Genomic DNA, 24,984 nt, shown 5'->3' on the forward strand with positions numbered 1-24,984 from the left:
TTGTTTTATGAAACCTGCTTCGGCTGCATACCCTGCGCGTAGCTTTCTTCCGCCTTTCTGCCGAGATAGATCTGAAGGGCGCGTGCCCTGATCTCCGGATTGCTTGCGGGTTTCGTTGAGATGGCCTTTGCGATTTCTTCCGCAAGGCGTGGGGCAAGCTCTTCAAAGTCACATTCAGTAAACTCAGAGCGTTCTGTTTCGATCATCAACGCCTCAGCAGGCTAAATGGCCTGCCAATAGACCTCGCAGTCGCCAGCTTCCATACCGAGCCGAGCGCATCTTTAAGCGATGCGAGACATAATCTCGCCCATCGGAAACAGGTTCTGTTTCGAGCTTTCTGGATCTTCCAGATTTTTTTGAAATGTTGAGAAAACTGGTGACCCCGGCGCGATTCGAACGCGCGACCCTCAGATTAGGAATCTGATGCTCTATCCTGCTGAGCTACGGGGCCTTTATGCGGTCGATTAGCATGATTTGACGTCCGTGGCGACCCCTGGCTGCAACAGACTGTAGCTGCCGATGGGGATTGTTTGTCGAGGACGCCGGTGCGCGGCGAGGGGGATGCTGACGCACCTTGGGGTTGCTCCCGCGTTGTCCTCATTTTTACTGCCGTTTTACTGGCGTGTCTTGGACTTGCCTTATTCGCTGCTTAGCAGTTTGGATCATCGTGACCGCTTTCTCAGCCTTGCCCGATGCCATGCATGTTGTCGGGTGACGTGTGCCTTGCGCTGCCTGCCTGCAGGAAGCGTTCCGGAAAAGGGTTGCGCAACAAGGTGAAGGAAGCGGACGTGCCACAACGGCGACAGAAAACGGGATGGAGAAAAGCCGGGCGGGTGAAAACCCTGCGCACGGCTGCCGCACCGTTGCTTGCCGGCTGCGTTGCGGTTCTGCTGACCCAGGCCGTAGCCGCTGACGAGCGCGCGCCGGTGGAGCGCCCGGAAATACCCGCGGCTGCCGATGTTTGCGCCGGGGTGCGGGAACAAACCGTTCAGGTGACCTTCGACAGCAGTGAAGCCTTGTTCGTGTCCGCCGCCGGAGACCGCTTCCTTGCGAGCGATATCGAGATGCCGGTGCAGGCGTCAGGACAGGCGGGCGGCGAAGATGCCCGCCGGAACACCTTGCAAACCTATCTGGAAAGTCGGCCTGATCTGGAGCTGGCCGCAGTCGCGGCTGGACCGGAAAACCGCTGGGGGCTAACGCCCGGCTGGGTGTTCGTTTCGGATGATGGCCATTCCGCGCTTCTGCAGGAGCAACTTTTGAAGGCAGGCGTTGCCATTTTTGCTCCGGGTCATGCCGGAGCTGAGTGTGCAGACGCCTTGCGGGCCGCGGAAACGCAGGCAAGCCTGGCACGAGCGGGCCTTTGGGGCGAGACATCGCCGCGTCTTGTCTATTCCGCAGCCGCGCCAAAGTCTTTCAGCGACGCTTCCGGGCACTATGTTATTGCAAGAGGACGTATTGTTTCCCTTGGAAAAACGCGCAGCACCCGTTATCTGAACTTCGGAAAATACTGGAAAACAGATTTCACGGTCACGCTGAAGGCTTCAGCTGAGGACGACGTCAACACGGCCCTCGGGCGATCCGGCTGGACGCTGGATGCCCTGGAAGGGCAGGTTGTCGAAATACGCGGCTCCGTTCAGGAAAGGGACGGACCGTCTATGGTGCTCCGCCATCCGGAGCAACTGGTGGTACTGAATGACAAAAGGGCAGGACGTGACGGCCAAAGCAGCAACTGATTTCCGTCAGCCGGCATGTTTGCCCGCGCGGCGCGGCCTGCGCCGGACTTGGCTGCGCAACCTTGTTGCAGGCGGTTCCGCGCTTCTGGTGGCCTCCTGCCAGCTGCTGGGTGACGGACCGACCGTTGCCACGGTAACGCCCGGTACATTGCGTCCCAACCTTGCGGCCGATATCGGCGAGCGTGAGCATCCGCGTGTGGTGGCCACCTATGGCGGTGTCTACAAGGACGCCGGGGCGGAGCGGGCTGTTGCGAGCGTTGTCGGCCGGCTGGTGGCGGCATCGGAAGACCCTTCGCAGAGCTACAAGATCACCATTTTGAATTCGCCGGCCATCAACGCTTTCGCCTTGCCGGGCGGCTATCTTTATGTCACGCGCGGCCTGCTCGCCCTTGCCAACGACACGTCGGAAGTTGCCGCCGTGCTGGCGCACGAGATGGCGCATGTGACGGCGAACCACGCAATCAAGCGCCAGCAACGCGCCGAAGCCAAGCAGCTTGCCAACAAGATCCTGACCGACGTGGTGCAGGACAGCGAGGAAGCCCGCAAGGCGATCATCTCGTCGCAGCTTTCCTTTGCCCGCTTCAGCCAGGTGCAGGAGCTTGAAGCCGACGATATCGGTGTGAAGACCCTTGCAAGGGCCGGTTTCGACCCCTATGCCGCTGCACGGTTCCTGCGGTCCATGGCAGCCTTCGCCCGCTACCAGTCCGCCGACAAGTCGGGCTCGACCGCGCCAGACTTCCTGTCTTCCCACCCTTCCACGCCAGAGCGCTTGCAGATCGCCATCCGCGCAGCCCGGCAGATCGGTGCACCGGGCATCGGCGAACGTGACCGCACCCGCTATCTCAGCCAGATCGACGGCATGCTGTTCGGCGACGACCCGCTTGAAGGGTTCGTCCGTGGACGTTCGTTCCTGCACAAGGCGCTCGGCATCAGCTACACCGTGCCTTCCGGCTACATTCTGGAAAACACACCCGAAGCAGTTCTGGCCAGCAATGGCGACGGCACGGCGATCCGGTTCGACGGGGCAGATGTCAGCAGCTATTCCGGCCTGCGTGATTACATGAACTCCGGCTGGATCAACGGACTGCTGCCCGAAAGCGTACGCGAAACGACGATCAACGGCCTGCCGGCGGTTACCGGGGCGGCCATCACCCAGGGCTGGTCCTTCCGCATCGCAGTGATCCGGATCGGCAAGACAGGGTATCGCTTCATCTTTGCCAGTCGCTCGCCCAATGAAACGTTCGACCGGGATTTCCACCAGACGGTGGAAAGCTTCCAGCAGCTGTCGCCGACCGAGCGTGCCCGCCTGCGCTCGCTCCGGATCAAGGTCGTCACCTCCAAGCCGGGCGATACACCGCGGAAACTGGCGATCGGCATGAGCGGTGTCGAGCCTTCACGGCGGCTGGAATTCTTCTCCATCCTGAACGATCTGAACGCCGATCAGGCGATCCCGACGGGCACGGCGATCAAGCTGATCGTCGACTGACGGTTTTTCTCCCGGTTCGGCTCCGGCATTTGTCTGGCTGAAAACTGACGCACCTCAAAAAAAGGCGGACCGGAAGGTCCGCCCGTCAGAGTTACTTGGAGGAGATAGAGGTCAGGTGCTGTAGGCGGCCCTGTCCGGCTGTGCTGCCAACAGGGCGGATTTCAGTTTTTCCATGGCCCGGCTTTCAATCTGCCGCACGCGTTCCTTGGAAATGCCGAGTTTCACGCCAAGCGATTCCAGCGTGGCGCCCTCTTCCGACAGGCGTCTTTCACGCACGATCTTCAATTCGCGCTCGCTGAGAACCTCCAAGGCGGAAGACAGCCAGCGCCGGCGGCGTTCGGCATCGATGTTGACGGTCACGATCTCGTCTGGCAACGGGGCATCGGACACCAGAAAGTCCTGACGGTCCGCGCTGGAGCCTTCGCTGTCGGTTACAGGGGCGTTCAGGGAGGTATCAGGGCCGGACAGCCGCGCATTCATGAGGGCGACGTCGGACTGCTTGACGCCGATTGCGTCGGCGATCTTCTGGTGAAGCTCGCTGTCGGTCAGAGGAGTCTGATTGCCGGAGAGCTTGGCACGCAGGCGCCGGAGGTTGAAGAACAGGGCTTTCTGGGAGGAAGAGGTGCCACCACGAACGATCGACCAGTTGCGCAGGATATAGTCCTGGATGGAAGCGCGGATCCACCACGTGGCATAGGTGGAAAAGCGCACTTCCCGTTCCGGTTCGAACCGGGCGGCAGCCTCCAGAAGACCGACATGGCCCTCCTGGATCAGATCGCCAAGCGACAGGCCGAAGTTGCGGAATCGTGAGGCAACGGCAATGACCAGGCGCATGTGCGAGAGCGACAATTTCTCAAGCGCTTTCTCATCCCGGTTATGTCGCCAGCGGATCGCAAGCTCCAGTTCCTCTTCGCGCGTGAGGTAGGGGGCTTTCATCGCGGCCCTTACCAGTTGACGTTTCTCGCTCTGGGACATGATCGACGCTCCGATATGTTATCGGGGGAAATACGTACCGAAGCGTAGGTTAGATCACTTATCGCTACCGTTGGGGCAGTTTTTGTGCACTTTCGCGTGAACAGCGCGCGAGGTGGTGGTGCCAAAACGAATAAGGGCCCGGATTTCTCCAGGCCCTCGTCGATTTTCGCGTTCGGAAAATCCACTTGGATCAAGCGGCTTCTTCCTTGTCCTCGTCGTCTTCCGCTGCAGCTTCCTCAGCGGCTTTGATGCGGCTCGGAGATTTTGCCAGGTTCTGTTCGATCTGCTTGACCGCTTCGGTTTCGGAACATTTGTTCACTGCCGCGATTTCGCGGGCCATACGGTCGAGCGCAGCTTCGTAGAGCTGGCGTTCAGAGTAGGACTGTTCCGGCTGGTTTTCAGAGCGGAAAAGATCGCGAACCACTTCAGAAATCGCGATCAGGTCGCCGGAGTTGATCTTGGCTTCATATTCCTGAGCGCGGCGGCTCCACATCGTCCGCTTAACGCGCGGGCGGCCACGAACGGTCTCGAGAGCCTTCTTGACGGCCGCGGGGTCGCCAAGCTTGCGCATGCCGACGGAGGCAATCTTTGCCACCGGGACACGAAGGGTCATCTTGTCCTGTTCAAAAACGATAACGAGCAACTCCAAAGAGTGACCTGCAACGTTCTGCTCTTCAATGGCGGTAATCTGGCCGACGCCATGCGCCGGATAAACAATGTACTCGCCCGTCTTGAAACCTTGGCGCTGCGCGGTCTTTTTGGTGTTCGTTGCCATACTCGTATTCTCTCCTGCGCAGTTGGCGGTCCGGGTTCGGACCGATGACGGACCGCGGTGCGGTCCCCTGTTCTTGTGCGACACGAACCCCGCAGAGCGATCCGTAATGGAACGCCTGTTGATATGCGGCGTGTCAGGGCTGGTCAGTCGACGTTTTCCACTTTAGAACCTTGATCAGTCATATGAGCTGCCGGGAGCTTGATCTGTCCGGTTGTTGATACCCGGGACAGTTTTCAAAGACTCCGTTTTGGGGGTTGTTCTCGTGGTTGGCGACTGTCTTCCATGTGTACCACACTTTTGTGGAAAATTAAAGTACTGAGCTTTGATGGTGCCAAAACACCACAAGGGCCCCGCCCGGTCGCCACGGGCAGGTACCTGAAAAAGATGGAAGAATCGCCGTTTTAAGCAGTTCTTGTTTGTCTTGCGGCAGTCTGCCGCACAAGCAGTTTTCGCGAATCAGGACGCAGGATTCGGCGAAAAATACTTTTCGAACTTGTTTTCCTTGCCGTCAAACTCTTCAGCGTCCGGCAACGGTTCTTTTTTCTCAGTGATGTTCGGCCACTTCTCAGAGTATTCGGCGTTGACCTCGATCCATTTCTCGAGGCCGGGCTCCGTGTCAGGCAAAATCGCCTCCGCCGGGCATTCCGGCTCGCAGACGCCGCAGTCGATACATTCGTCCGGATTGATGACGAGGAAATTCTCACCCTCGTAGAAACAGTCCACCGGGCAGACTTCAACACAGTCGGTGTATTTGCATTTGATGCAATTGTCCGTGACGACGTAGGTCATCGCTATCCTCATTCGGCGCCGGGCGGCCTGCAGCCGATTTGCGCAAGGCCCTGGCGGTCAGTTTCGTGCCGCTCTCACAAAGAAGGCGCACGTATAACGTCTGGTGCAGATGTTGGGTATCGTTTTTGTCAAACGGGCGCAAGCGCTCTGGATGACGCAGTCCGGGCCTGAAAGAGAAAGTTTTTCTGTTTTCCGGGCTTTGGCAGGAAACAGTGTCAATCGCCACCGCGGAACGCGTCGATTTTCCGCCGCTCGCGCTTGGTCGGGCGTCCTGCGCCGGCCTCGCGCTGCGCAGGTGCAGGCGGCGGTGGGGCATCCTTCGGCGGGGGAGGCGGCGACAGATCCTCGTAAAGCTTGCGGGCCTCTTCATAGGGACCGCGCCTGGTGCCCAGGGCAAGGATCTTGAGGACGAGGATACGGCGATCCAGTCCGATGGTCAGAACGTCGCCGGTTCGGACAGTCTTGCTGGCGGAATCGATCTTGTCCTTGTTTACCCGGACATGACCGGATGTCGCCAGCTTCTGGGCAAGAGAGCGGGATTTGGTGACCCTGGCGTACCAGAGCCACTTGTCGATGCGCAGGCTGCCGGCGGCAGCATTGTTTTCAGGCGCAGGAATTACTTCTTGTCCTTGCTGTCCATATTCGCCTTCAAGGCCATCAGGGCCGCGAAGGGCGAGTTCGGATCGATCGGCTTGTCCCTTGGGGTCTTGTCGCGGCGGTTGCCACCGTCAAAGCCCTTCTGGCCGCCATGACCACCACGGCCGCGGCCTTCGCCTTTCGGTCCGCCCTTGCCGTGACGCTTCTCGCCCTGACCACCTTTGGCACCCTGACCTTGACCCTGGCCCCGGCGGTTGTCGCCGCCACGGCGTTGGTCCTGACGGCCGCGTGGACGGCGGTCATGCCGGCCCGGACGCCAGATCTCGATGGTCACCGTTTCCAGTTCGGCTTCACCAGTAGTGGCCTCAGCAGCAGCGGTTTCGCCTTCCGTCTGTGCATCCGGCGTTGCTTCCACAACGGCGGTTTCAGCGGGTTCAACGGCTGCGCCTTCGGCAGATGCTGCAGCTTCGGCGGGGGCTTCCGCCGGTTCGGACACAGCTTCAGCTTCGACAGCGGCCGGTTCGGAAGCGGCTTCGGCCGTCTCTTCCGTAGCCGGTGCTTCCGTCGCGGTTGCTTCGGCGGGAGTGTCCGCTTCGGTCGCAGCAGTTTCCGCCACCGGCGCCTCTGCCGTTGCTTCCGTTGCCGGTTTGGCTGCTACAGGGCGCTGCACTTCCTTGGTCTCGGACCGGTAGCCGAGGGATTTCAGCACGGCGGAGAAGTCCTCGCCGGCACAGCCGAGCAGCGATGTCATGGCAACGGTGACGGTGAAGCCGCCTCCGGTTGCGACCGCGCCTTCCGGCGGGCTGACTTCCGCATCAAGCGGCTTCCAGGCGATCAGCGGACGGATCAGGTCAGCCAGACGTTCCAGAATGTCGACGCGAACAGCACGCGGGCCACAGACGCGGAAACCGACAACCTTGTAAAGCGCCTTGTCGATGGTTTCATCAACCGGGATGGACGTGCGGCCGGATGCAGACAGCTGTGGCAGCTCGGCCATGCCATTCATGTCCAGCGAGCCGTGCTTCAAGGCCCAGAGCTGTGCCAGCAGCTGGCTCGGCGCAGGCTTCAGCAGGGCGGGCACGAACACGGTGTAGGCACCAAAGCGGATGCCGTGCTTGCGCAGGCTGGCGCGCATGTCCTGGTCGAGCTGGCGGATCTCGTCGGCAGCTTCCTGGCGTTCCAGGATCCCGAGGCCCTCGACGATGCGGAACGCGATGCCGCGGGCAAGACCTTCCAGGCCTTCGCCGGCCTTCAGGTCGACAAGCGGTTTCAGCAGCGTATCGATCTGTGCCTTGACCCACAGATCAAGCCGCGCCTGTACATTGTCGCGTGCCGGGCCGGTCAGATGTTCATCGGCCAGCAGCAGCACGACCGGCGTCAGCACCTCTTCTCCGGCGACGAGCTTGGCTACGGGTTCCCCGCGCCAGCGGATCACGGCTTCGGACGTCAGCACGAAATCGGAGTTCTCGGACTTGCCGAGCTTGTCCGCACGGGATTCGATTTCGGTGGTCAGGGCCTTTTGGGCTGCGGCACGCACGGTCTTGCCGTCCGGTCCTTCAGCTGCCGCGTCAGGGGCAAACCGGAAGCCAAGCAGATTCCCGATGTGCTGACCTTCCACGAGCACATCGCCGCTCGATGTAATTTCCGCTTCCAGCATTGCGTTCTCTCTCAAACGTCGCATCAATACACTTGTACGCCGATCCACGAACCGCTGCGTCAGCCGCTCGTGAAGGGCGTCAGATAGTTTGTCTTCTATGTCGCGCGTCTCGCCCTGCCAGTGGGCCGGATCGGCCAGCCAGTCAGGACGGTTGGCGACATAGGTCCAGGTCCGGATATGTGCAATCCGGTTTGCGAGAGTGTCGATATCACCATCTGTCCGGTCTGCGAAGGCCAATTGACGCGAGAACCAGTCATCGGCAATCGCATTGTCCTGCATCAGGTGGGTGTAAATGGTGTTGAGCAACTCTGCGTGGTTCGCCGGGGCGATCTTACGATAGTCGGGGACCTGACACACGTCCCATAACAATTCGACCGCATTTCCGCCCTTTGCCATGCCGGATATTGCGGGATCGCGCAATAAATGTTCAAGAGCGGTGATGTCGTCGCCAATGGGTGCCCTTGCGAGACCCTCTTCACGCGGCACCATGTCGAGGCTTGAGCGCAAGGCGTTTGCCGACGAAAAATCCAGCGCACTGTTGCGCCATTGCAGCACTTTCAGGCTGTCGAAGTGGTGGCTTTCGATCTGTTCGACCAGGTCGTCGTCCAGCGGATCGACCCGTCCGGTCACGCCAAAGGTGCCATCCTTGGTGTGGCGGCCAGCTCGTCCGGCGATCTGACCCATCTCCGAGGCGGTCAGCTGGCGGTACTGGTAGCCGTCATATTTGCGGTTACCTGCAAAGGCGATGTGATGGACATCGAGGTTCAGCCCCATGCCGATGGCGTCGGTCGCGACCAGGTGATCGACATCGCCGTTCTGGAACAGTTCCACTTGTGCATTGCGCGTGCGGGGGCTCAGCGAGCCGAGCACCACGGCCGCCCCGCCGCGCTGGCGACGGATGAGCTCTGCAATGGAATAAACTTCGTCTGACGAGAAGGCGACGATGGCCGAACGGGCCGGCAGGCGCGAAACCTTCTTGGAGCCCGCATATTCCAGCACGGACATGCGCGGCCGCGTGACCACATTGATGCCCGGCAGCAGTTTTTCCAGCAGCGGGCGTGCGGTCGCTGCACCCAGCAGGAGCGTTTCGGATTGACCGCGGACATTCAGGATGCGGTCGGTGAAGACATGACCGCGATCGAGATTGCCCGCCAGCTGCACTTCGTCGATGGCGACGAAATCCGTCTTCAGGTCCAGCGGCATGGCCTCAACCGTCGAGACCCAGAACCGCGGGTTCTTCGGGACGATCTTTTCTTCGCCGGTGACCAGCGCCACCGCTTCCGGACCGGCGCGGTCGGCAACACGGTTATAGACTTCACGCGCGAGCAGGCGCAGCGGCAGCCCTATCAGCCCGGAAGGCTGGGCCAGCATGCGTTCAATGGCGAGGTGGGTCTTGCCGGTATTGGTCGGTCCGAGCACGGCCGTCACAGTGCGGGACCGGGCAGACGGCGGCAGCGGCAGGGTCTGGGGACGGGGCATGGGGAGGCTTGTGATCGGCTTTCTTCGGATCGGCGCAAACGGATGGCGCCTATATCTGGTGTCGCGTGTCTAGCACAGCCGGGGCGGGCATGTCCTTATTCTTTTGGCCAGCCGGTCAGGTTTTTGACGGTTGAAATATGTTGTGGAGAACGACTCTGGAACAAACCGAAACCGAATCGGCGACTCCGGACGATTCAGGATTTGTTCCCTACGACATGTGGTTTGCGAGGTGGGTGGAGCCACAAAATCCTGAATCTGGTCAAGAGGTTGAGTCGTTTTGCGCGGTTGTGGCTGATTTGCTCCGAATCTCTGTCAATAATTAATTTTCTATAAACGCGTATCATCGCCGGAGGGAGAATGCCGTTTACCCGGGGGCACAGGGTGAACGAATCTTGGACGAATCGCTGATTCATAAAGGTTGCGGATTTGTTCTCACAAGATCTAGTGGGTTTCCGGTGGAGCGGTGTCTATGCGATTGGGCCGTCCGGAGGGTGATTTTGTCTTGCCGACAGGAATGTGTCCCGAAATGGTCAGCAGCCACGCAAGCCGGTTTTTGCGGTTTCGGGCCTGTCCTGATCTGAAAATTGCTGCGCTGCACCTTTTTCAAAAAGTCCGGGAGGATCTGGGGTTCAATCGAATTAGTGTTCGTTTTCCTACAGTTACGGGCGCAGACGCAAAATTATTTTCCAAGTTAAAAAAAGGACATAGCTTCTGCCCCTTTTCAAGCGCCTCCGACCAAAGTAGAAATCTTGCCGAAACTGGCTTTTCGTTTTGCGTAAAATTAGGGGGAGAAGGCGTTTGGCGATAACAAAAATTCTCGTTGCTAACCGATCTGAAATCGCGATCCGGGTGTTCCGTGCCGCCAACGAGCTGGGCATGAAGACCGTTGCGATCTATGCCGAGCAGGACAAACTGGCATTGCACCGGTTCAAGTCCGACGAAGCGTATCAGGTCGGCAAGGGGCTCGGGCCGATCGAGGCGTACCTCTCCATCGACGAGATTATCCGCGTTGCCAAACTCTCCGGTGCAGACGCCATTCACCCCGGTTACGGCCTTCTGTCCGAAAGCCCGGAATTCGTGGATGCCTGCGAACAAGCCGGCATCACCTTCATTGGACCGAAGTCCGAAACCATGCGCCGCCTGGGCAACAAGGTGGCCGCGCGCAATCTGGCCATCGAGGCGGGTGTGCCGGTGATGCCGGCAACGGATCCGCTGCCGGACGACATGAACGAAATCAAGCGCCAGGCCGCCGAGATCGGCTACCCGGTCATGCTGAAGGCCTCCTGGGGCGGTGGTGGCCGCGGCATGCGCGTCATTCCGGACGAAGCGACCCTGGCCAAGGAAGTTCTGGCGGCCAAGCGCGAAGCCATGGCGGCATTCGGCAAGGACGAGATCTATCTGGAGAAACTGGTCCAGCGGGCGCGCCACGTCGAAGTTCAGATCCTGGGTGACGGCGAGAACGTGGTTCATCTGTTCGAGCGCGACTGTTCCATCCAGCGCCGCCACCAGAAGGTGGTCGAGCGCGCTCCGGCGCCGTATCTTTCGGCCGAAAAGCGGGCCGAGCTCTGTGAATATGGTTTGAAGATCGGCCGGGCCGTGAATTACCGCGGCGCCGGCACGGTCGAGTTCCTGATGGATGCCGACACCGGTGCCATCTACTTCATTGAAGTAAACCCGCGCGTTCAGGTGGAACACACGGTGACGGAAGAGGTCACCGGCATCGACATCGTCCAGGCGCAGATCAAGATCTGCGAAGGCGAGAAGATCGGCACGCCGGAAAGCGGCGTTCCCTCCCAGGACAAGATCCGTCTCAACGGCCATGCCCTGCAGTGCCGCATCACGACGGAAGATCCGGAGCAGAACTTCATTCCGGATTACGGGCGCATCACCGCCTATCGCGGGGCGACGGGCTTCGGCATCCGTCTGGACGGCGGCACGGCTTATTCCGGTGCGGTCATCACCCGTTTCTACGATCCGCTTCTTGAAAAGGTTACGGCCTGGGCCCCGACGGCGGAAGACGCCCGCAAGCGCATGGACCGCGCCCTGCGCGAATTCCGTATCCGCGGTGTGGCGACAAACTTGGTGTTCCTGGAGAACATCATCAGCCACGCCGACTTCAAGGCCAACAACTACACGACCCGTTTCATCGACGAGACGCCGGCCCTGTTCGAGCAGACCAAGCGTCAGGACCGCGCAACCAAGCTCCTGACCTATATCGCCGACGTTTCGGTGAACGGTCATCCGGAAACCAAGAGCCGCGCACGTCCGCCGAAGGATTTGGCCGCGCCCGTCATCCCGAACTTTGGCGATGCCAAGCCCTCCGGCACACGCCAGTTGCTGGACGAATTGGGTCCGAAGGGTTTTGCCGACTGGATGAAGGACCAGAAGCGGACGCTGGTCACCGACACGACCATGCGCGATGCGCACCAGTCGTTGCTGGCAACCCGCATGCGGACCCACGATATCGTCAACATCGCGGATGCCTATGCAGCCGGTCTGCCGAGCCTGTTCTCGCTGGAATGCTGGGGTGGCGCGACCTTCGACGTTGCCATGCGCTTCCTGACCGAAAGCCCGTGGGAGCGCCTGCACAAGATCCGCGAAAAGGCGCCGAATATCCTGTTGCAGATGCTGCTGCGCGGCTCCAACGGTGTCGGTTACACCAACTATCCGGACAATGTGGTCAAGTATTTCGTGGCGGAAGCCGCTGAAAACGGCATTGACCTCTTCCGCGTGTTCGACTGCCTCAACTGGGTGGAGAACATGCGTGTGTCCATGGACGCGGTCCAGGAAGCAGGCAAGCTGTGCGAAGGCGTGCTCTGCTATACCGGCGACATGCTGGACAGTGCCCGGCCGAAATACGACCTGAAATACTATGTCGGCCTTGCCAAGGAACTTGAAGCGGCCGGCGCACACATCCTTGGTCTCAAGGACATGGCCGGCCTGTTGAAGCCGGAAGCAGCCAAGGTCCTGATCCGGACGCTGAAACAGGAAGTCGGCCTGCCGATCCATTTCCACACGCACGATACGTCCGGCATCGCCGCGGCCACTGTTCTGGCAGCGGTCGAAGCGGGCGCCGACGCGGTGGACGCAGCCATGGACGCGCTGTCCGGCCTGACCTCCCAGCCCTGCCTTGGCTCCATCGTGGAAGCCCTGCGCGGTTCCGACCGTGATACCGGCCTCGATGCCAAGACGATCCGCCAGATCTCGTTCTACTGGGAAGCGGTGCGGACCCAATACCGTGCCTTCGAAAGCGACCTTCGTTTCGGGGCATCGGAAGTCTACCTGCACGAAATGCCGGGCGGCCAGTTCACCAACCTCAAGGAACAGGCCCGCTCGCTTGGCCTGGAAACCCGGTGGCACGAAGTGGCGCAGGCCTATGCCGACGTCAACATGATGTTTGGTGACATCGTCAAGGTGACCCCGTCTTCCAAGGTCGTCGGCGACATGGCGCTGATGATGGTCAGCCAAGGGCTGAGCGTGGCGGAGGTCGAGGATCCGGCTAAGGATGTCGCGTTCCCGGACAGCGTCGTCAAGATGCTGCACGGTGACCTCGGCCAGTCTCCGGGCGGATGGCCGGAAGCGCTTCAGAAGAAGGTTCTGAAGGGCGAAACCCCGATCACCGTGCGGCCGGGGTCGCTCCTGAAGGATGCCGATCTGGATGCTGAGCGAAAGACTGTTTCCGACAAGACCGGCCACGGCATCAGCAACACCGAGCTTGCCTCCTATCTGATGTACCCGAAAGTGTTCACCGACTTCGACAAGGCCCAGCAGCAATATGGTCCGACGTCCGTCCTGCCGACCCCGGTCTATTTCTACGGCCTGGAACCGGGTGACGAGATCTCCGTCGATCTGGAAGCCGGCAAGACGCTGGTGATCCGCTGCCAGGCGATCGGCGAGACCGACGAGAAGGGCGAGAAGAAGGTCTTCTTCGAGCTCAACGGCCAGCCGCGCAACGTCAAGGTTCCGGACCGTGCCCATGGCGCCACCGGAGCTGCCGCAATGCGCAAGGCCGAGGACGGCAACGCGGCGCATGTCGGAGCACCGATGCCGGGCGTCATTTCCACGGTGGCGATCACCGCCGGTCAGGATGTCACCGCCGGTGATGTGCTGGTCTCGATCGAAGCCATGAAAATGGAAACCGCGCTCCACGCCGAACGCGACGGCAAGGTCAAGGAAGTTCTGGTCTCACCGGGTTCGCAGATCGACGCCAAGGACCTTCTGGTGGTCTTCGAAAGCTAAGATGCTGGCGACAGCATCAACCAAAGGCCGTCTGGATCCATTCCGGGCGGCCTTTTTGTGTCCACTTTGCCCGCCATTCCGAACAAGCGGGGTGGCACCGCGCACAGATCCGGAAGCCGGATATCATTCGCGCTGCAAGCGCGTCTTTCTTCCAGCTTGAGGGTTCGCTGTGCTCACGCAGATGCGCTGGATTCCGGATCGGCGTACAGCGATGCTGCACTTGTCCGGAATGACGGTGGATGTGCCTCTCGATTGTCATCCCGGGCGAAGCGTAGCGCAGACCCGGGATCCAGTATTCCCGGGCAGATGCACATTGCGTCTAGCCCTGTCTTTTTCTGGGGCACCGCCCGCGTCTCCTGTGAAAACGTGTGTGGGGTAACAAGAGACGATAGTCGAGTTACTTCGAATGTTGTCCTAGGAACTGCTCCGATTTTCGCTTGGCCAAGGGCTAGAGCTGTTTCGATAGTCCAACTTTTTCCATCTCTACCTTCAGGATCGGATCGAAGCTCATCTGCCGCCATTCTTCCCGATATCCTAGATGGCGGTACAGGCTAAAGGCGCGGCTGTTGAGCGCGGCAACCTGGATGTAGGCAACAGGGTGACCACGGTTGAGGATCTCTGTTTCAAGTGATCTGACCAAGGCTGTCCCAACACCGAGCCCCTCGAACGCAGGAGCGACCCAGATGTCAGAGATGGTGTCCTCGGCGTGTTCGCAGGCGCCGATGCCTGCAGGTTCGCCGTTGATTGTTCCGACGATCACCGCAGGCCCGAATGATTTAAGAAAGGGAATAAATGGATTGTCAGCAAGGATCTCCTGACGGACTCCGTCCGGGACAAGAGGGGCAATGCCCTTCAGCCAGGCCTCCAGGCCAATACGAGCCAGGGTTTCTGTTTCTTCGGGCCTGGCGTTGTGAAGGTGAATTGCTGGACGGCCCAAAGCGTGTGTCACTCCCGCTCCTGAATGATTGCCAGAAGCTTGTGGTTTCTGTTTCGCCGCATAGACAGCCTTATTCGCAAGAGTTGCGCAATCGGCGTCATTAAAAGATTGGGTGCTTGCGACACTCATTTCAAAAGCCGTTCGGGATTATTGGGGGCGACTTTTGTTACTCTTTCATCTGTCACTGGAGGTGAGACGCGCAGGGGAGCCCGGTGACAATTGTTGCCGAATTCGAGGCGCCTGAGCCCCCGCCACTGTCGTTCCGGATCAGCGCTCGGCTTCGCCTTACTTGTCCGGAATGACGGTGGAGGCAGTTCAGGGCCACGTTAAAGCAATGTCCTGCCTGGGTACCGGGTCTGAAACGCGGTTATTCCGCTGCCTTCAACATGCCGTGGCAAACCGGGGCGGTGGCCGTGCCGATCCAGAGGTCCAGAAAACGGTCGAGCCATTTCCGAACAGCGGGATCGTAAACGAACCGTCCGGCAAAATGGTCGCGGCGTTGCTGGGCGCCGGGCAACTCCATGCGCGGGGCGCCCTTGGTCGTCCAGCGAACCATCATCTGGTGGGTCAGTTCCGGGTGAAACTGGATGCCGTAGGCGCAGGATCCGGCGCGGATCGCCTGGTTCGGATAAGTTGGTCCGGAGGCCAGCAGATCGGCGCCGCGGGGCAGGTCGAACCCTTCCCGATGCCACTGATAGACCTTTTTCGGCCAGTCCATCAGGGATTTGCCTGCATCGGTCGGCTGCAGCGGATAATAGCCGATCTCAACCAGGCTCTCATGATGGCCCGTGACTGTGCCGCCCATGTGCTTGACCATCATCTGCGCACCAAGGCAGATGCCGAGAAAGGGTTTTTCCTCGGCAAGTGGAACACCGATCCAGTCAATTTCCTTTTGAATGAAGGCATCGGGATCGTTGGCGCTCATCGGGCCGCCGAAAATGACGGCGCCGGCATGGTTTTCCATGGTGTCGGGGAGAAGGTCGCCGAACCGAGGCTTGCGGATGTCCAGCGCGAAGCCGCGCTTTACAAGCTCAAGGCCCACTCGTCCGGGCGAGGAATGCTCCTGATGCAGGACAATCAGGACTTTCGGTCGGTTCTTCACGGGATCGGACTGAAAAAGCATGGATTTAATATGAGGGAGGTCGGCACGAAAATCGAGTCCCGTTGCCACTTCATCCTGCATAAATACGCGTCCCGGCTGATTATCGCGTGGGCGATCAGTCCAGTTCGTCGGTCTCCGGGGCAGTTTGGGCAACCTTGTGGCGCAGGGTCATGCGATCGCGTGTGGAGACCCCGAGAAGTTCGGCAACCCGCCAGATTGTGTTGTCCTCGAACTCGTGCACGTGGCCGTCGGCATAGACGATTTCCCACATCATCTCGACGATCGCGAGGCGCTCTTCCTCGTCGGTTGTGCGCTTCAGCACCGATGTGAAGCCGTACAGATCGACCGCTTCCTCGTCGCGCTGCTTGGCGGCGGCGATCAGTTCGGTCGTTTCCTTGTCCGTCAGGTCATAGTGCTTTCGCAGGATTTCCCGCAGCTTCGAGCTTTCGCTTTCCTCGATCACGCCGTCGATATCGATCAGGTGAAACAAGAGAGCCGCCGCAGCCAGGCGCTTGTCGTCTTCGGCGAAGGTCTTTTCTCCGCTGTCACCAAAGGTCAGCTCCCGAACAAAACTTTTCAGCGCATTGAGCATGTCTGTCGTTCCTGTTGCCTGGCCCCCCAAACAGGCCGGCTTTTATTGCTATACCATTCCCTCTTTACCATCAAAGGGTTGATGTCGGCTTTAAGACTTTGAGATGGGAATCAAATCCGGCATTTATAAGTCAACTTTTTGGAACCGTTCTAAACTATTGATTTTTTTTGGAATTATAACTTGACTTCCTGCCTCATGAAATGGTTTCCCTCTCCCTGCGGCGCGTGTTTCCGCGCCACAAAATCATTCAGGTTTCGCCCAGAGACGGTCCACGCGCACTGCGGGCGACACATATTACGGGATGGATCAATGAATACTTTCAAGCTTGGCCTTCTGGCCGCTTCTGCCCTTTTCGTCACTCCGGCCCTGGCTGCAGCACCTTCCGACGTTCTGTCGACTTACGGCGACATCGCCCAGGCGAAATATGCGGACTCGCTCGCAACGGCCAAGACGCTCAAGACCGCGATCGACAAGCTCGTAGCTGAGCCGACCGAAGCAAACCTGGAAGCCGCGCGCGCCGCCTGGAAGGAAGCACGCGACCCTTACCAGCAGACAGAGGCGTACCGTTTCGGCAACGCCATTGTCGATGATTGGGAAGGCAAGGTGAATGCCTGGCCGCTCGACGAAGGCCTGATCGACTATGTCGACGCGTCCTACGGTGATGAATCGGAAGAAAACGATCTCTACGTCGCCAACGTGATTGCAAATCCGACACTCAAGGTCGGTGGTGAAACCATCGATGCCACCGAAATCACGCCGACCCTGCTTGCAGACTCCCTTCAGGAAGCCGGCGAAGTGGAAACGAACGTTGCGACCGGCTACCACGCCATCGAATTCCTGCTGTGGGGTCAGGACCTCAACGGCACCGAAGCTGGTGCCGGCAACCGCCCAGCCACCGACTTTGATCCGGCCAACTGCACCGGTGGCAATTGCGAGCGCCGCATTCAGTATCTGCAGGCCGCAACCGATCTTCTGATTACGGATCTCGAAGAAATGGCCAATGCCTGGGCTCCTGACGGGGCTGCGCGCGAAGAACTGGCCGGCAAGGGCGAGGCCGGTGGTCTTGCTACCATCCTGACCGGCATGGGATCTCTTTCCTATGGCGAACTGGCCGGTGAGCGCATCAAGCTTGGCCTTATGCTGCATGATCCGGAAGAAGAGCATGACTGCTTCTCCGACAACACCCACATGTCGCACTACAACGACGTGGTCGGCATCCGGAACGTCTATTTCGGGTCGTACAAGAGCCCGGTCGGCAACGATGTTTCCGGTGCGTCCCTGGCCGATCTGGTGGCGGAAAAGGATCCGGCGCTGGCGGAAGAAATGAAGACGAAGCTCGACGCCACGTTGGCGGCTTTCGAAGCCATGAAGGCCCGGGCCGAAGGTGGTGAAGCCTATGACCAGATGATCGGCGAAGGCAATGACGAGGGCAACGCCGTCGTGCAGGCCGCTGTCGATGCACTGGTTGACCAGACGGCTTCCATCGAGCGGGTCGTCAAGGTGCTTGAACTCGACGATATTGCGTTTGAAGGTTCCGACAGCCTGGACAACCCGGGCGCCGTTTTCGAATAATCGAACAGATCGTCAGGCGGCATCGGCCGCCTGACGGCTTGTCCGCGAATTGGGGCTCGCGGATTACAGTCAGGATGCGAATATGAGACTGGTCCCCAGACCGGGCGCCATGACGGGCGTCTTTTTGTGTTTCTGCCTGGCGGTAGGAACCGCTCTTTCAGATGATACGCTGTCTCACCGGGATGATCTGTCGGCCAAGGACAGGGTCAAGGCCGCGAAGGTTCTGCAGCCGCCGGCCGATTTCGAAGCCGCTGAAGCCTTTGAAATCATGCAGGGCGGGGCCGGGACGTCCCGAAAGCGGATCAACCGGGATGCCTATTCCCACTCCAATGCCAATCTGACCTTCGAAGAACAGGCCACCTTCAAGGTAGGCAACGGGCTTTTCAAGAAACTCTGGGCGTCTTCTCCCTCGTCGACACAGGCATCGGATGGCCTGGGGCCGCTCTATAACGCGCGCTCCTGTCAGGGGTGTCACTTGAAGGATGGCCGGGGCCGACCGCCGCGGGTGGGTGAAGACGCGGTTTCCATGTTCCTTCGCCTGTCCATCCCGCCTCAGTCCGAGGCGCAGCGTCAGGCACTTGCCGACAAGGATATCCTGCTGGTGCCGGAGCCGACCTACGGCGGTCAGTTCCAGACTTTTGCTGTGCCAGGTCTGCCCGGTGAAGGACGCTTCGATATCGATGTGGAGGAGATCGAGGTTCCGCTGGACGGTGGGGAAAAGGCTGTGTTGCAGAAGCCCGTCTACAGGATCCGAGATCTTGGATATGGCGACATGCACCCCGACACCATGATTTCTGCCCGCGCGGCTCCGCCCATGATCGGCCTCGGTCTGGTACAGGCCATTCATCCCGGCGACATTGAAGCGCTTGCGGACCCCGACGACATCGACAGTGATGGAATTTCCGGCAAGGTCAGCCGGGTTCGTGACCCCGCGACGGGTGCGTTAACGCTTGGCCGTTTCGGCTGGAAGGCTTCCAAACCCTCGATCCGTGCCCAGTCCGCAGCAGCGTTTGCCGGCGATATCGGCATTTCGACACCCGAGATGCCGGACAATTACGGCGACTGCACCAAGGCGCAGACAGCTTGCCGCGCCTTGCCTCATGGCGAACAGGCAAACCTTGGTGTCTCGGAAGCTCCGGACCCGGTCATGGATCTCGTCACTTTCTATTCGGAAAACCTGGCGGTGCCGATGCGCCGCGACGTGGATGATCCCGCGGTGCTGAAAGGCAAGCAGGTTTTCTACCAGTCGGGCTGTCCGGCCTGCCACCAACCGAAATTCGTGACCAGTCGAAAGGCGGAAAATCCGGCGCACAGGTTCCAGTTGATCTGGCCTTATTCGGATTTCCTGTTACATGACATGGGGGAAGCCCTTGCTGACAATCGCCCGGTGGGTGACGCCAGTGGACAGGAGTGGCGTACGCCGCCGCTATGGGGCATTGGCCTGACCGAGACTGTCAACAATCACACCCGGTTCCTGCACGACGGCCGTGCACGCAATCTGCTGGAAGCGGTCCTGTGGCACGACGGCGAAGCCCGACAGGCGCGCGACGCTGTGGTTGCGCTTCCGCCCGCCGACCGACAATCGCTTATACGTTTTCTGGAGTCCCTTTGATGCGCTGTTTGCTATTTGCCGCTCTCGTTTCCGGAGCCGTTATCGCCCAGCCCGCGTTCGCCACGGACTACGAGCCGAAACTCGACAATCTGATCGAGGCCTATATCCAACCGGCAACCGGTGCGTTTGCCGAAACCTCTGCAAATCTGCCGGACGCTGTTCGAGCGGTCTGCGCAAATGCGGACGAAGCATCGGTCGAGGGGTTCAGGACGGCCTTTTCAGACACTGTGCGGGAATTCTCCCATGTGCATTTCTTGCGATTTGGCCCGTTGATCGACAACGATCGCCTCAGTCGGCTGGCCTTCCTGCCCGATCCGCGTGGCATCACGCAACGCCAGATCCGCAAGCTCCTCGCTTCTGGAGACAAGGACGCCTTGTCTGCGGCGACGCTCAAGGACAAGAGCGTCGCGGTTCAGGGGCTGACAGCACTGGAATTGCTCGCTTTCGACAAGGACAGTGCGGTTCGGCTTGGGCAGGCGGACGACGGCAAGGACTTCAGCTGCGGCTATGCACTAGCAATTTCGGAAAACCTTGCGGCCATGGCCAGCGAAATCGCTACCGGCTGGCAGGATCCCGACGGATACAGCGAGGTGCTCTTGACAGCCGAAGGCGGCAACGAGCGGTTCCATACGTCGAAGGAAGCGCTGGAAAGCGTGTTCAACGCGCTGGTCACGGGGCTGATCATCGCGCGGGATCAGGATGTGCTTCCGGCGTTGGGAACCGGCAAGGACAAGGCCAGGGCGACGCGCTTTCCGTTCTCGCGCTCCGGCAACAGCGTGGTCTATCTCAACGGCGAAGTACTTGGTATTCAGAAGGCCATTGCTTCCCTCGACCTGAAGGACCTGACGCCGGACGATTTCACTTGGATATACGACACGCTCGACTTCGAATTTGGCAATGCTGTCACTCTTCTGGGGACCCTGGATCCGCCCTTGCGCCAGTCCTTCGAAGAAGGCGATGCCTATGACAAGATGGTTGTTCTGGCGATCACGCTGAAATCGCTCCGCGACACGATTGCCCTTGAACTTGCAGGTGCCCTGGAACTTGCTGGAGGTTTCAATGCGCTCGATGGTGACTAAGCCCCTTTCACGGCGTGGTTTTCTGGCAGCACTCGGCGGCCTTGCCGCCCTGCCGGCATTTTCCGGCTCGACGCTGGCGGCAAGCCTTCTGAACCGGGAAGCATCCGACGGCGTGCCGCTGTTCGTGAGCGCCTACAAGCTTGAAAACGGCGATTATGGGGTCGGTGTTGTCGACGACCTTGGACAGGTTCTAGCCAGGATCGGTCTGCCGGGACGGGGCCACGGCGTCGCGGTTTCTCCCGACAAGTCCAGGTTTGTGGCCTTCGCCCGCCGGCCCGGCACTTTCGCTGTCGTGGTTCGGCCATATCAGGATGTGGAGCCGGAGGTTCTCACGGCGGAACCGGGCCGCCATTACTATGGACATGGCTGTTTTTCCGCTGATGGCAGACTGCTCTATGCGGTTGAAAACGACTATGCCGCAGCCCGTGGCGTGATTGGCGTTTACGACATGAGTGGCCGTCAGGTTCAGCGGATCGGCGAGATCGAGACCCATGGCATCGGTCCGCACGACCTCCTGCTCGCGCCGGATGGGCGCACGCTTGTCGTTGCCAATGGCGGCATCATGACCCATCCAGACAAGGGGCGGGAAAAGCTCAATCTCGACACCATGGCGCCGACTGTGGTGTTCCTGGACCGGGAAACCGGTGATCTTCATGCCAGCCACGCTCTGGACGCTTCCCTGCACCAGCTGTCGCTCCGGCATATGGCGCTGGACGGACAAGGGCGGGCTTGGGTCGGCGGTCAGTTCGAAGGGCCGGAAACAGACCTGCCGCCTCTGGTTGGCGTGTTTTCGCGGGACGAAGCACCCCTCCTGACGGAAATTCCGACAGGTATCGCGTCAGGCCTTCAGAACTACATCGGCTCGGTGACCGCAAACGCAAGCGGTGAGGTGATTGCAACGTCCGCTCCAAGGGGCGGGCAGACGTTGTTCTGGAAGGCCGATACCGGCGCATTCCTGGGTGCCGAGGCCATTGCCGACGGATGCGGGGTTGCGCCGATCGATCAGGGCAGCTTTCTGATATCTGACGGCAACGGGGCATTGTCTCTTGTTGAGGATCCTGCCCAGCCGGCGGAAATTCTGGCTCGCCCACCGGGCATTTCCTGGGACAATCACATGTTTGCCCTGTCCTGAGACAGAGCATCGGACGGCCGGATCTTGCACCTTTCAGGCTGTTTTCAGCCTGAAAAGTGCCAACCAGGGGCAAATTCGGCAGACTTCCTGCTTTTGTCAAAATCGGCTGGCACAGTGATCGCGATCGTATGCCGGTCCCAGGGGCGGTATGCGGTGTTGTAGACCGATTTGCCGGTATTTGATCGTTCTGTCTCCTTTCCTGCGAAAGCGGTTGCTTCTGCTTGGGGACGTTCCGGCCCGATTGGTCTACATTGGGGACCGATTCGCGACGGGGAGACACTAAATGCGTCGGCTTTTGATCGGACTGGGCAGTCTGCTGTTCATGCTGGTAACCATCATTCTGGTGGTGCCGCTGTTCCTGCCCAAGGACGAAATCAAGCGTCAGGTAGTTGAGCAGGTGGACAAGCGCTTTGGCTGGCGCGTGCGCCTGGACGGACCTGTGTCCTTGTCGCTGTTTCCCGGATTTTCGCTGGTCGCGGAAGATATCGGCCTTGCCGGCGAGGCCGGTGCCGACGGAATCGAGTTTGCCAAGGCCGAGCGTGTCGAATTTGGGCTCGCCTGGGGTGGTCTGGTTTCCGGCAATATCCAGGTGACCGGAATTGCCCTGGACAAGCCGGATATCTATCTGGAAATCGGCCCGAACGGCACCACGAGCTGGGAGCCCCGCCGCGACATCAGCGACATTGGCGACTTGATCGAGGCTGAAACCGGCGACGCTGAAACCGATGCGGTGGTGGAAGCCACGCCTGCGCCTGCGTCTGAAGCAGAGCCGGTAGAAATAGCCGCAGCTCCCGAGGGCTATCTCAAGAGCATTGGTGTCGACAGCCTGCAGATCACCGGTGGCACGGTGACCTACAAGGCGCCGGATGCTGCCGAGCCGGTTCGTATCTCCAACCTTGATCTCAGCCTGCAGGCACCCAGCCTGTCGGGTGAGGTGGATCTGACATCCAGCTTCACGTTCCGCGAAATGCCGGTCGCCGTCGCAGGATCCCTGACCAACCCGCTCGCTCTCATGGGCGGGGAGCAGGTTCCGGTAGATCTGAAGATTTCCAGCGGTGAAAACAGCGTCTCGGTCACCGGTCAGTCCGGCCTGGATCCGATGCGCGCTGAGCTGGCTCTCACAGCCGCCGGGCCTTCGCTGAAAGCGCTTGCGGCGCTGGCCGGGCAGGACCTTGCCGCCGATCCGGGTGCTTTTGCCGTGTCGGCCAAGGTTGCAGGCACCGAGGCCATGCTGTCGCTGGCTGATCTCGACATCACGCTTGGCCAACTGTCTCTTGGCGGTGCGGCGGACGCGGATCTGTCGGGGAGCGTTCCTGAAGTCTCCGGCCGGCTGGTGCTGAAAGACGGTTCGATTGCCGATCTCCTGCAACTGGCGGGCAGGGATTTGCCTGCAAGCGGCAAACTCAGCCTCGACCTCGCCTTTGCAACCGTGGGGCAGACAGGGGAGGAACTGCTTGCCGGTCTTGATATCACGGGGTCCGTACGTATCGCCGAGGGCGAGATTGGCGGACTTGGGCTTGCTTCGGCGGTCGGCGGCGATCCGGAAGCGGACCGCTTGACGAACCTTGCCATGGATATCGATCTGCAGGGACTGGAAAACCCGATATCGCTCAGCGGTGCCTTGTCCTGGCGCGGCGAAGCGTTCAGCCTGACCGGCGAAGGAGACACCGCTCGCCTGCTGGCGGGGGGAGCTGCGCCGGTTTCCGTGAGCGTGAAGGGCAATCGGGTGAGCGCCGGCTTCAACGGTCGGGCTTCGCGCGACGGTGCACTTGATGGTGCGGTCAGTGTCGATACTGCCGACCTGCGCGGGCTCATGGCGTGGCTCGGCAAACCGCTTGGCAGCGGTGGCGGTCTGAAGCGCTTCAAGGCTTCGGGCATCTTCGGCGTTGCAGGCGAGACGATTTCATTCGAGGAAACACGGTTCACGCTGGACGATACGTCGGGTGAAGCCAACGGACGGATCGTCCTTGGCGGCAAGCCAAGCGTTACGGCGCGGCTGGATCTGCGGGAACTTGTGCTCGACCCCTATCTCGGCGGCGCATCGTCTTCGGGCGCAGGCAGCGGCGGTGGTGGCGGTTCTGGCCAGGCGTCCGGAAATTCCTCGACTGGCGGCGGCAAGCGCGGTGGGGCAGGTGGCTGGAGTACAGAGCCGATAGATTTCTCCGGCCTCAATGCGATCGACGCGGACTTCAAGCTGACCACCAGCGAAATCCGCTGGGACAAGATCAAGATTGACCAAAGCGCCCTGTCGACCACCATCAAGAACGGTGTGCTGACTGCGAACCTGGAAAAGCTGGCACTTTACGGCGGCTCCGGCACAGGTACGGTTACGCTCAACGGGGCGTCCGCAACACCTCAAGTTGCCGCGAAATTTGCTCTCGCCAACCTCAACGCCTATCCGTTGCTGCGCGATGCAGCCGATTTCAGCTGGATCGAAGGCAAGGCCAACATCAACCTGGATGTTACCTCCAAAGGTGGCAGCGAACAGGCATTGGTGCAGGCCCTGAACGGGACAGCCAACTACACGTTCGCCGACGGCGCGATCAAGGGCATCAATGTGCCGCAGATGGTGCGTGGCCTGTCGGTGGAGACGTTGCTCGGATGGCAGGCCAATCCGTCGGCCAAGACCGATTTCAGCTCGCTCGGCTCAACATTCCAGATCCAGAACGGCATTGCCAAGACCGACGATCTGTCCCTGATCGGGCCGCTGGTTCGCATGACCGGCAAGGGCACGACGGACATGCCGGCGCAGCGACTTTCCTGGCGTGTGGAGCCGAAGATCGTGCCGACGCTGGAAGGTCAGGCCCCGCAGCCTCGGCGGAAGGGCGAAGACAAGAAACTGGCCGGCCTAGGTGTGCCCATCGTGATCGAAGGTCCGTGGAACGATCCGCGGATCTATCCGGACATCAAGGGTATTCTGGAAAACCCGGAGGCAGCCTACAAGCAACTGCAGCAGACCGGCGGTGAGCTGATCTCCATTCTTCAGGGAAAGAAGGAACCGTCCCAGGAGCTGGTTGACCAGGCCAACAAGGTCATCAACCAGGCGACCGGCGGCAAGACCCAGATCGACGTTCAGAAGGTTCTGGACGGCGAGGTCGATGACGAGGAAGTTCTGAAAGCGGTAGAAGAAGGCTTCGGCCTGCCTTCCGGCCTTTTGGGCAACGTGTTCGGAAACAAGAAGAAAAACAAGAACTGACGGCACATTGGCGCAATGGTGCTGCGTTTCGG

General features: G+C 60.2%; 17 protein-coding genes and 1 tRNA gene. 8 read left to right on the forward strand and 10 right to left on the reverse strand.

The genetic code is table 11. The features are described 5' to 3' along the window. Positions 1 to 5: 5 nt before the first annotated feature. Positions 6 to 206, reverse strand: coding sequence for a hypothetical protein (locus ACP90_RS01600; protein WP_062486229.1), 201 nt, complete (start codon positions 204 to 206; stop codon positions 6 to 8). A gap of 168 nt (positions 207 to 374) precedes the next feature. After that, a tRNA-Arg gene (locus ACP90_RS01605) sits at positions 375 to 451 on the reverse strand. Between the two features lie 382 nt (positions 452 to 833). Between ACP90_RS01605 and ACP90_RS01610 the strand changes: the two genes are divergently transcribed. Both ACP90_RS01610 and ACP90_RS01615 read left to right on the forward strand, forming a co-directional pair. Further along, complete coding sequence (locus tag ACP90_RS01610) at positions 834 to 1,733, forward strand: hypothetical protein (RefSeq protein WP_145915703.1); 900 nt, start codon at positions 834 to 836, stop codon at positions 1,731 to 1,733. Next, the gene (locus ACP90_RS01615; RefSeq protein WP_208993428.1) at positions 1,693 to 3,219 is read left to right on the forward strand and encodes a M48 family metalloprotease; all 1,527 of its coding nucleotides are present in this window, start codon (positions 1,693 to 1,695) and stop codon (positions 3,217 to 3,219) included. The genes ACP90_RS01610 and ACP90_RS01615 overlap by 41 nt, the downstream gene beginning before the upstream one ends. A 111-nt stretch (positions 3,220 to 3,330) precedes the next feature. Here the strand turns inward: ACP90_RS01615 and ACP90_RS01620 are convergent, their stop codons facing one another. The 5 genes from ACP90_RS01620 to ACP90_RS01635 all read right to left on the reverse strand — a co-directional run bounded on the left by ACP90_RS01620 (position 3,331) and on the right by ACP90_RS01635 (position 9,491). Next, positions 3,331 to 4,194 carry an RNA polymerase factor sigma-32 gene (locus ACP90_RS01620; RefSeq protein ID WP_055660074.1) on the reverse strand — a complete coding sequence of 288 codons (864 nt, stop codon included), beginning with the start codon at positions 4,192 to 4,194 and terminating at the stop codon, positions 3,331 to 3,333. A 190-nt stretch (positions 4,195 to 4,384) separates the two neighbouring features. Then, entirely contained in the window at positions 4,385 to 4,969 is a 585-nt protein-coding gene (locus ACP90_RS01625) for a CarD family transcriptional regulator (protein ID WP_023002626.1), read from the reverse strand. A gap of 456 nt (positions 4,970 to 5,425) precedes the next feature. Then, complete coding sequence (fdxA, locus tag ACP90_RS01630) at positions 5,426 to 5,758, reverse strand: ferredoxin FdxA (protein WP_031270075.1); 333 nt, start codon at positions 5,756 to 5,758, stop codon at positions 5,426 to 5,428. A 215-nt stretch (positions 5,759 to 5,973) separates the two neighbouring features. Then, positions 5,974 to 6,339, reverse strand: a complete 366-nt coding sequence (locus ACP90_RS27865; RefSeq protein WP_088665223.1) for an RNA-binding S4 domain-containing protein — start codon at positions 6,337 to 6,339, stop codon at positions 5,974 to 5,976. 35 nt (positions 6,340 to 6,374) lie between these two features. Then, positions 6,375 to 9,491, reverse strand: coding sequence for a DEAD/DEAH box helicase (locus ACP90_RS01635; protein ID WP_062486238.1), 3,117 nt, complete (start codon positions 9,489 to 9,491; stop codon positions 6,375 to 6,377). Between the two features lie 798 nt (positions 9,492 to 10,289). On the opposite strand from ACP90_RS01635, the gene pyc reads away from it, so the two are divergent. Beyond that, entirely contained in the window at positions 10,290 to 13,730 is a 3,441-nt protein-coding gene (gene pyc, locus ACP90_RS01640) for a pyruvate carboxylase (RefSeq protein WP_062486241.1), read from the forward strand. A gap of 448 nt (positions 13,731 to 14,178) precedes the next feature. Here the strand turns inward: pyc and ACP90_RS01645 are convergent, their stop codons facing one another. From ACP90_RS01645 to ACP90_RS01655, 3 genes are all read right to left on the reverse strand, one after another. Further along, a complete protein-coding gene (locus ACP90_RS01645; protein WP_168691823.1) occupies positions 14,179 to 14,796 on the reverse strand; it encodes a GNAT family N-acetyltransferase in 618 nt (205 codons plus the stop codon). A gap of 238 nt (positions 14,797 to 15,034) precedes the next feature. Further along, entirely contained in the window at positions 15,035 to 15,790 is a 756-nt protein-coding gene (locus ACP90_RS01650) for a glutamine amidotransferase (RefSeq protein ID WP_062486244.1), read from the reverse strand. Positions 15,791 to 15,884: 94 nt separating this feature from the next. Next, entirely contained in the window at positions 15,885 to 16,361 is a 477-nt protein-coding gene (locus tag ACP90_RS01655) for a TerB family tellurite resistance protein (RefSeq protein ID WP_023002633.1), read from the reverse strand. 309 nt (positions 16,362 to 16,670) lie between these two features. Between ACP90_RS01655 and ACP90_RS01660 the strand changes: the two genes are divergently transcribed. From ACP90_RS01660 to ACP90_RS01680, 5 genes are all read left to right on the forward strand, one after another. Beyond that, on the forward strand, positions 16,671 to 17,933 hold the full coding sequence (locus ACP90_RS01660) for an imelysin family protein (RefSeq protein ID WP_062486247.1): 1,263 nt from the start codon (positions 16,671 to 16,673) through the stop codon (positions 17,931 to 17,933). Positions 17,934 to 18,015: 82 nt separating this feature from the next. Then, positions 18,016 to 19,545 carry a di-heme oxidoredictase family protein gene (locus ACP90_RS01665; protein ID WP_082809634.1) on the forward strand — a complete coding sequence of 510 codons (1,530 nt, stop codon included), beginning with the start codon at positions 18,016 to 18,018 and terminating at the stop codon, positions 19,543 to 19,545. Beyond that, positions 19,545 to 20,624 carry an imelysin family protein gene (locus tag ACP90_RS01670; protein WP_062486253.1) on the forward strand — a complete coding sequence of 360 codons (1,080 nt, stop codon included), beginning with the start codon at positions 19,545 to 19,547 and terminating at the stop codon, positions 20,622 to 20,624. Before ACP90_RS01665 ends, ACP90_RS01670 begins: the two co-directional genes overlap by 1 nt. Next, positions 20,614 to 21,756 (forward strand): DUF1513 domain-containing protein, encoded by a 1,143-nt coding sequence (locus ACP90_RS01675; RefSeq protein WP_062486256.1) that lies wholly within the window; start codon positions 20,614 to 20,616, stop codon positions 21,754 to 21,756. The genes ACP90_RS01670 and ACP90_RS01675 overlap by 11 nt, the downstream gene beginning before the upstream one ends. 283 nt (positions 21,757 to 22,039) lie before the next feature. Further along, a complete protein-coding gene (locus ACP90_RS01680) occupies positions 22,040 to 24,952 on the forward strand; it encodes an AsmA family protein (protein ID WP_062486259.1) in 2,913 nt (970 codons plus the stop codon). Positions 24,953 to 24,984: the final 32 nt, after the last annotated feature.

Origin of the sequence: Labrenzia sp. CP4 (genome assembly GCF_001579905.1) — a bacterium.
Lineage (GTDB): Bacteria > Pseudomonadota > Alphaproteobacteria > Rhizobiales > Stappiaceae > Roseibium > Roseibium algicola.

Excerpts from the sequence above, each read along its gene's own strand:
- ACP90_RS01615 (WP_208993428.1), top strand. The coding sequence starts at position 1,693 with ATGACAAAAGGGCAGGACGTGACGGCCAAAGCAGCAACTGATTTCCGT.
- ACP90_RS01655 (WP_023002633.1), bottom strand. The coding sequence starts at position 16,361 with ATGCTCAATGCGCTGAAAAGTTTTGTTCGGGAGCTGACCTTTGGTGAC.
- ACP90_RS01625 (WP_023002626.1), bottom strand. The coding sequence starts at position 4,969 with ATGGCAACGAACACCAAAAAGACCGCGCAGCGCCAAGGTTTCAAGACG.
- ACP90_RS01650 (WP_062486244.1), bottom strand. The coding sequence starts at position 15,790 with ATGCTTTTTCAGTCCGATCCCGTGAAGAACCGACCGAAAGTCCTGATT.
- ACP90_RS01680 (WP_062486259.1), top strand. The coding sequence starts at position 22,040 with ATGCGTCGGCTTTTGATCGGACTGGGCAGTCTGCTGTTCATGCTGGTA.
- ACP90_RS01670 (WP_062486253.1), top strand. The coding sequence starts at position 19,545 with ATGCGCTGTTTGCTATTTGCCGCTCTCGTTTCCGGAGCCGTTATCGCC.
- ACP90_RS01665 (WP_082809634.1), top strand. The coding sequence starts at position 18,016 with ATGAGACTGGTCCCCAGACCGGGCGCCATGACGGGCGTCTTTTTGTGT.
- ACP90_RS01675 (WP_062486256.1), top strand. The coding sequence starts at position 20,614 with ATGGTGACTAAGCCCCTTTCACGGCGTGGTTTTCTGGCAGCACTCGGC.
- fdxA (WP_031270075.1), bottom strand. The coding sequence starts at position 5,758 with ATGACCTACGTCGTCACGGACAATTGCATCAAATGCAAATACACCGAC.
- ACP90_RS01645 (WP_168691823.1), bottom strand. The coding sequence starts at position 14,796 with ATGAGTGTCGCAAGCACCCAATCTTTTAATGACGCCGATTGCGCAACT.
- ACP90_RS01600 (WP_062486229.1), bottom strand. The coding sequence starts at position 206 with ATGATCGAAACAGAACGCTCTGAGTTTACTGAATGTGACTTTGAAGAG.
- ACP90_RS01660 (WP_062486247.1), top strand. The coding sequence starts at position 16,671 with ATGAATACTTTCAAGCTTGGCCTTCTGGCCGCTTCTGCCCTTTTCGTC.
- ACP90_RS01620 (WP_055660074.1), bottom strand. The coding sequence starts at position 4,194 with ATGTCCCAGAGCGAGAAACGTCAACTGGTAAGGGCCGCGATGAAAGCC.
- ACP90_RS01635 (WP_062486238.1), bottom strand. The coding sequence starts at position 9,491 with ATGCCCCGTCCCCAGACCCTGCCGCTGCCGCCGTCTGCCCGGTCCCGC.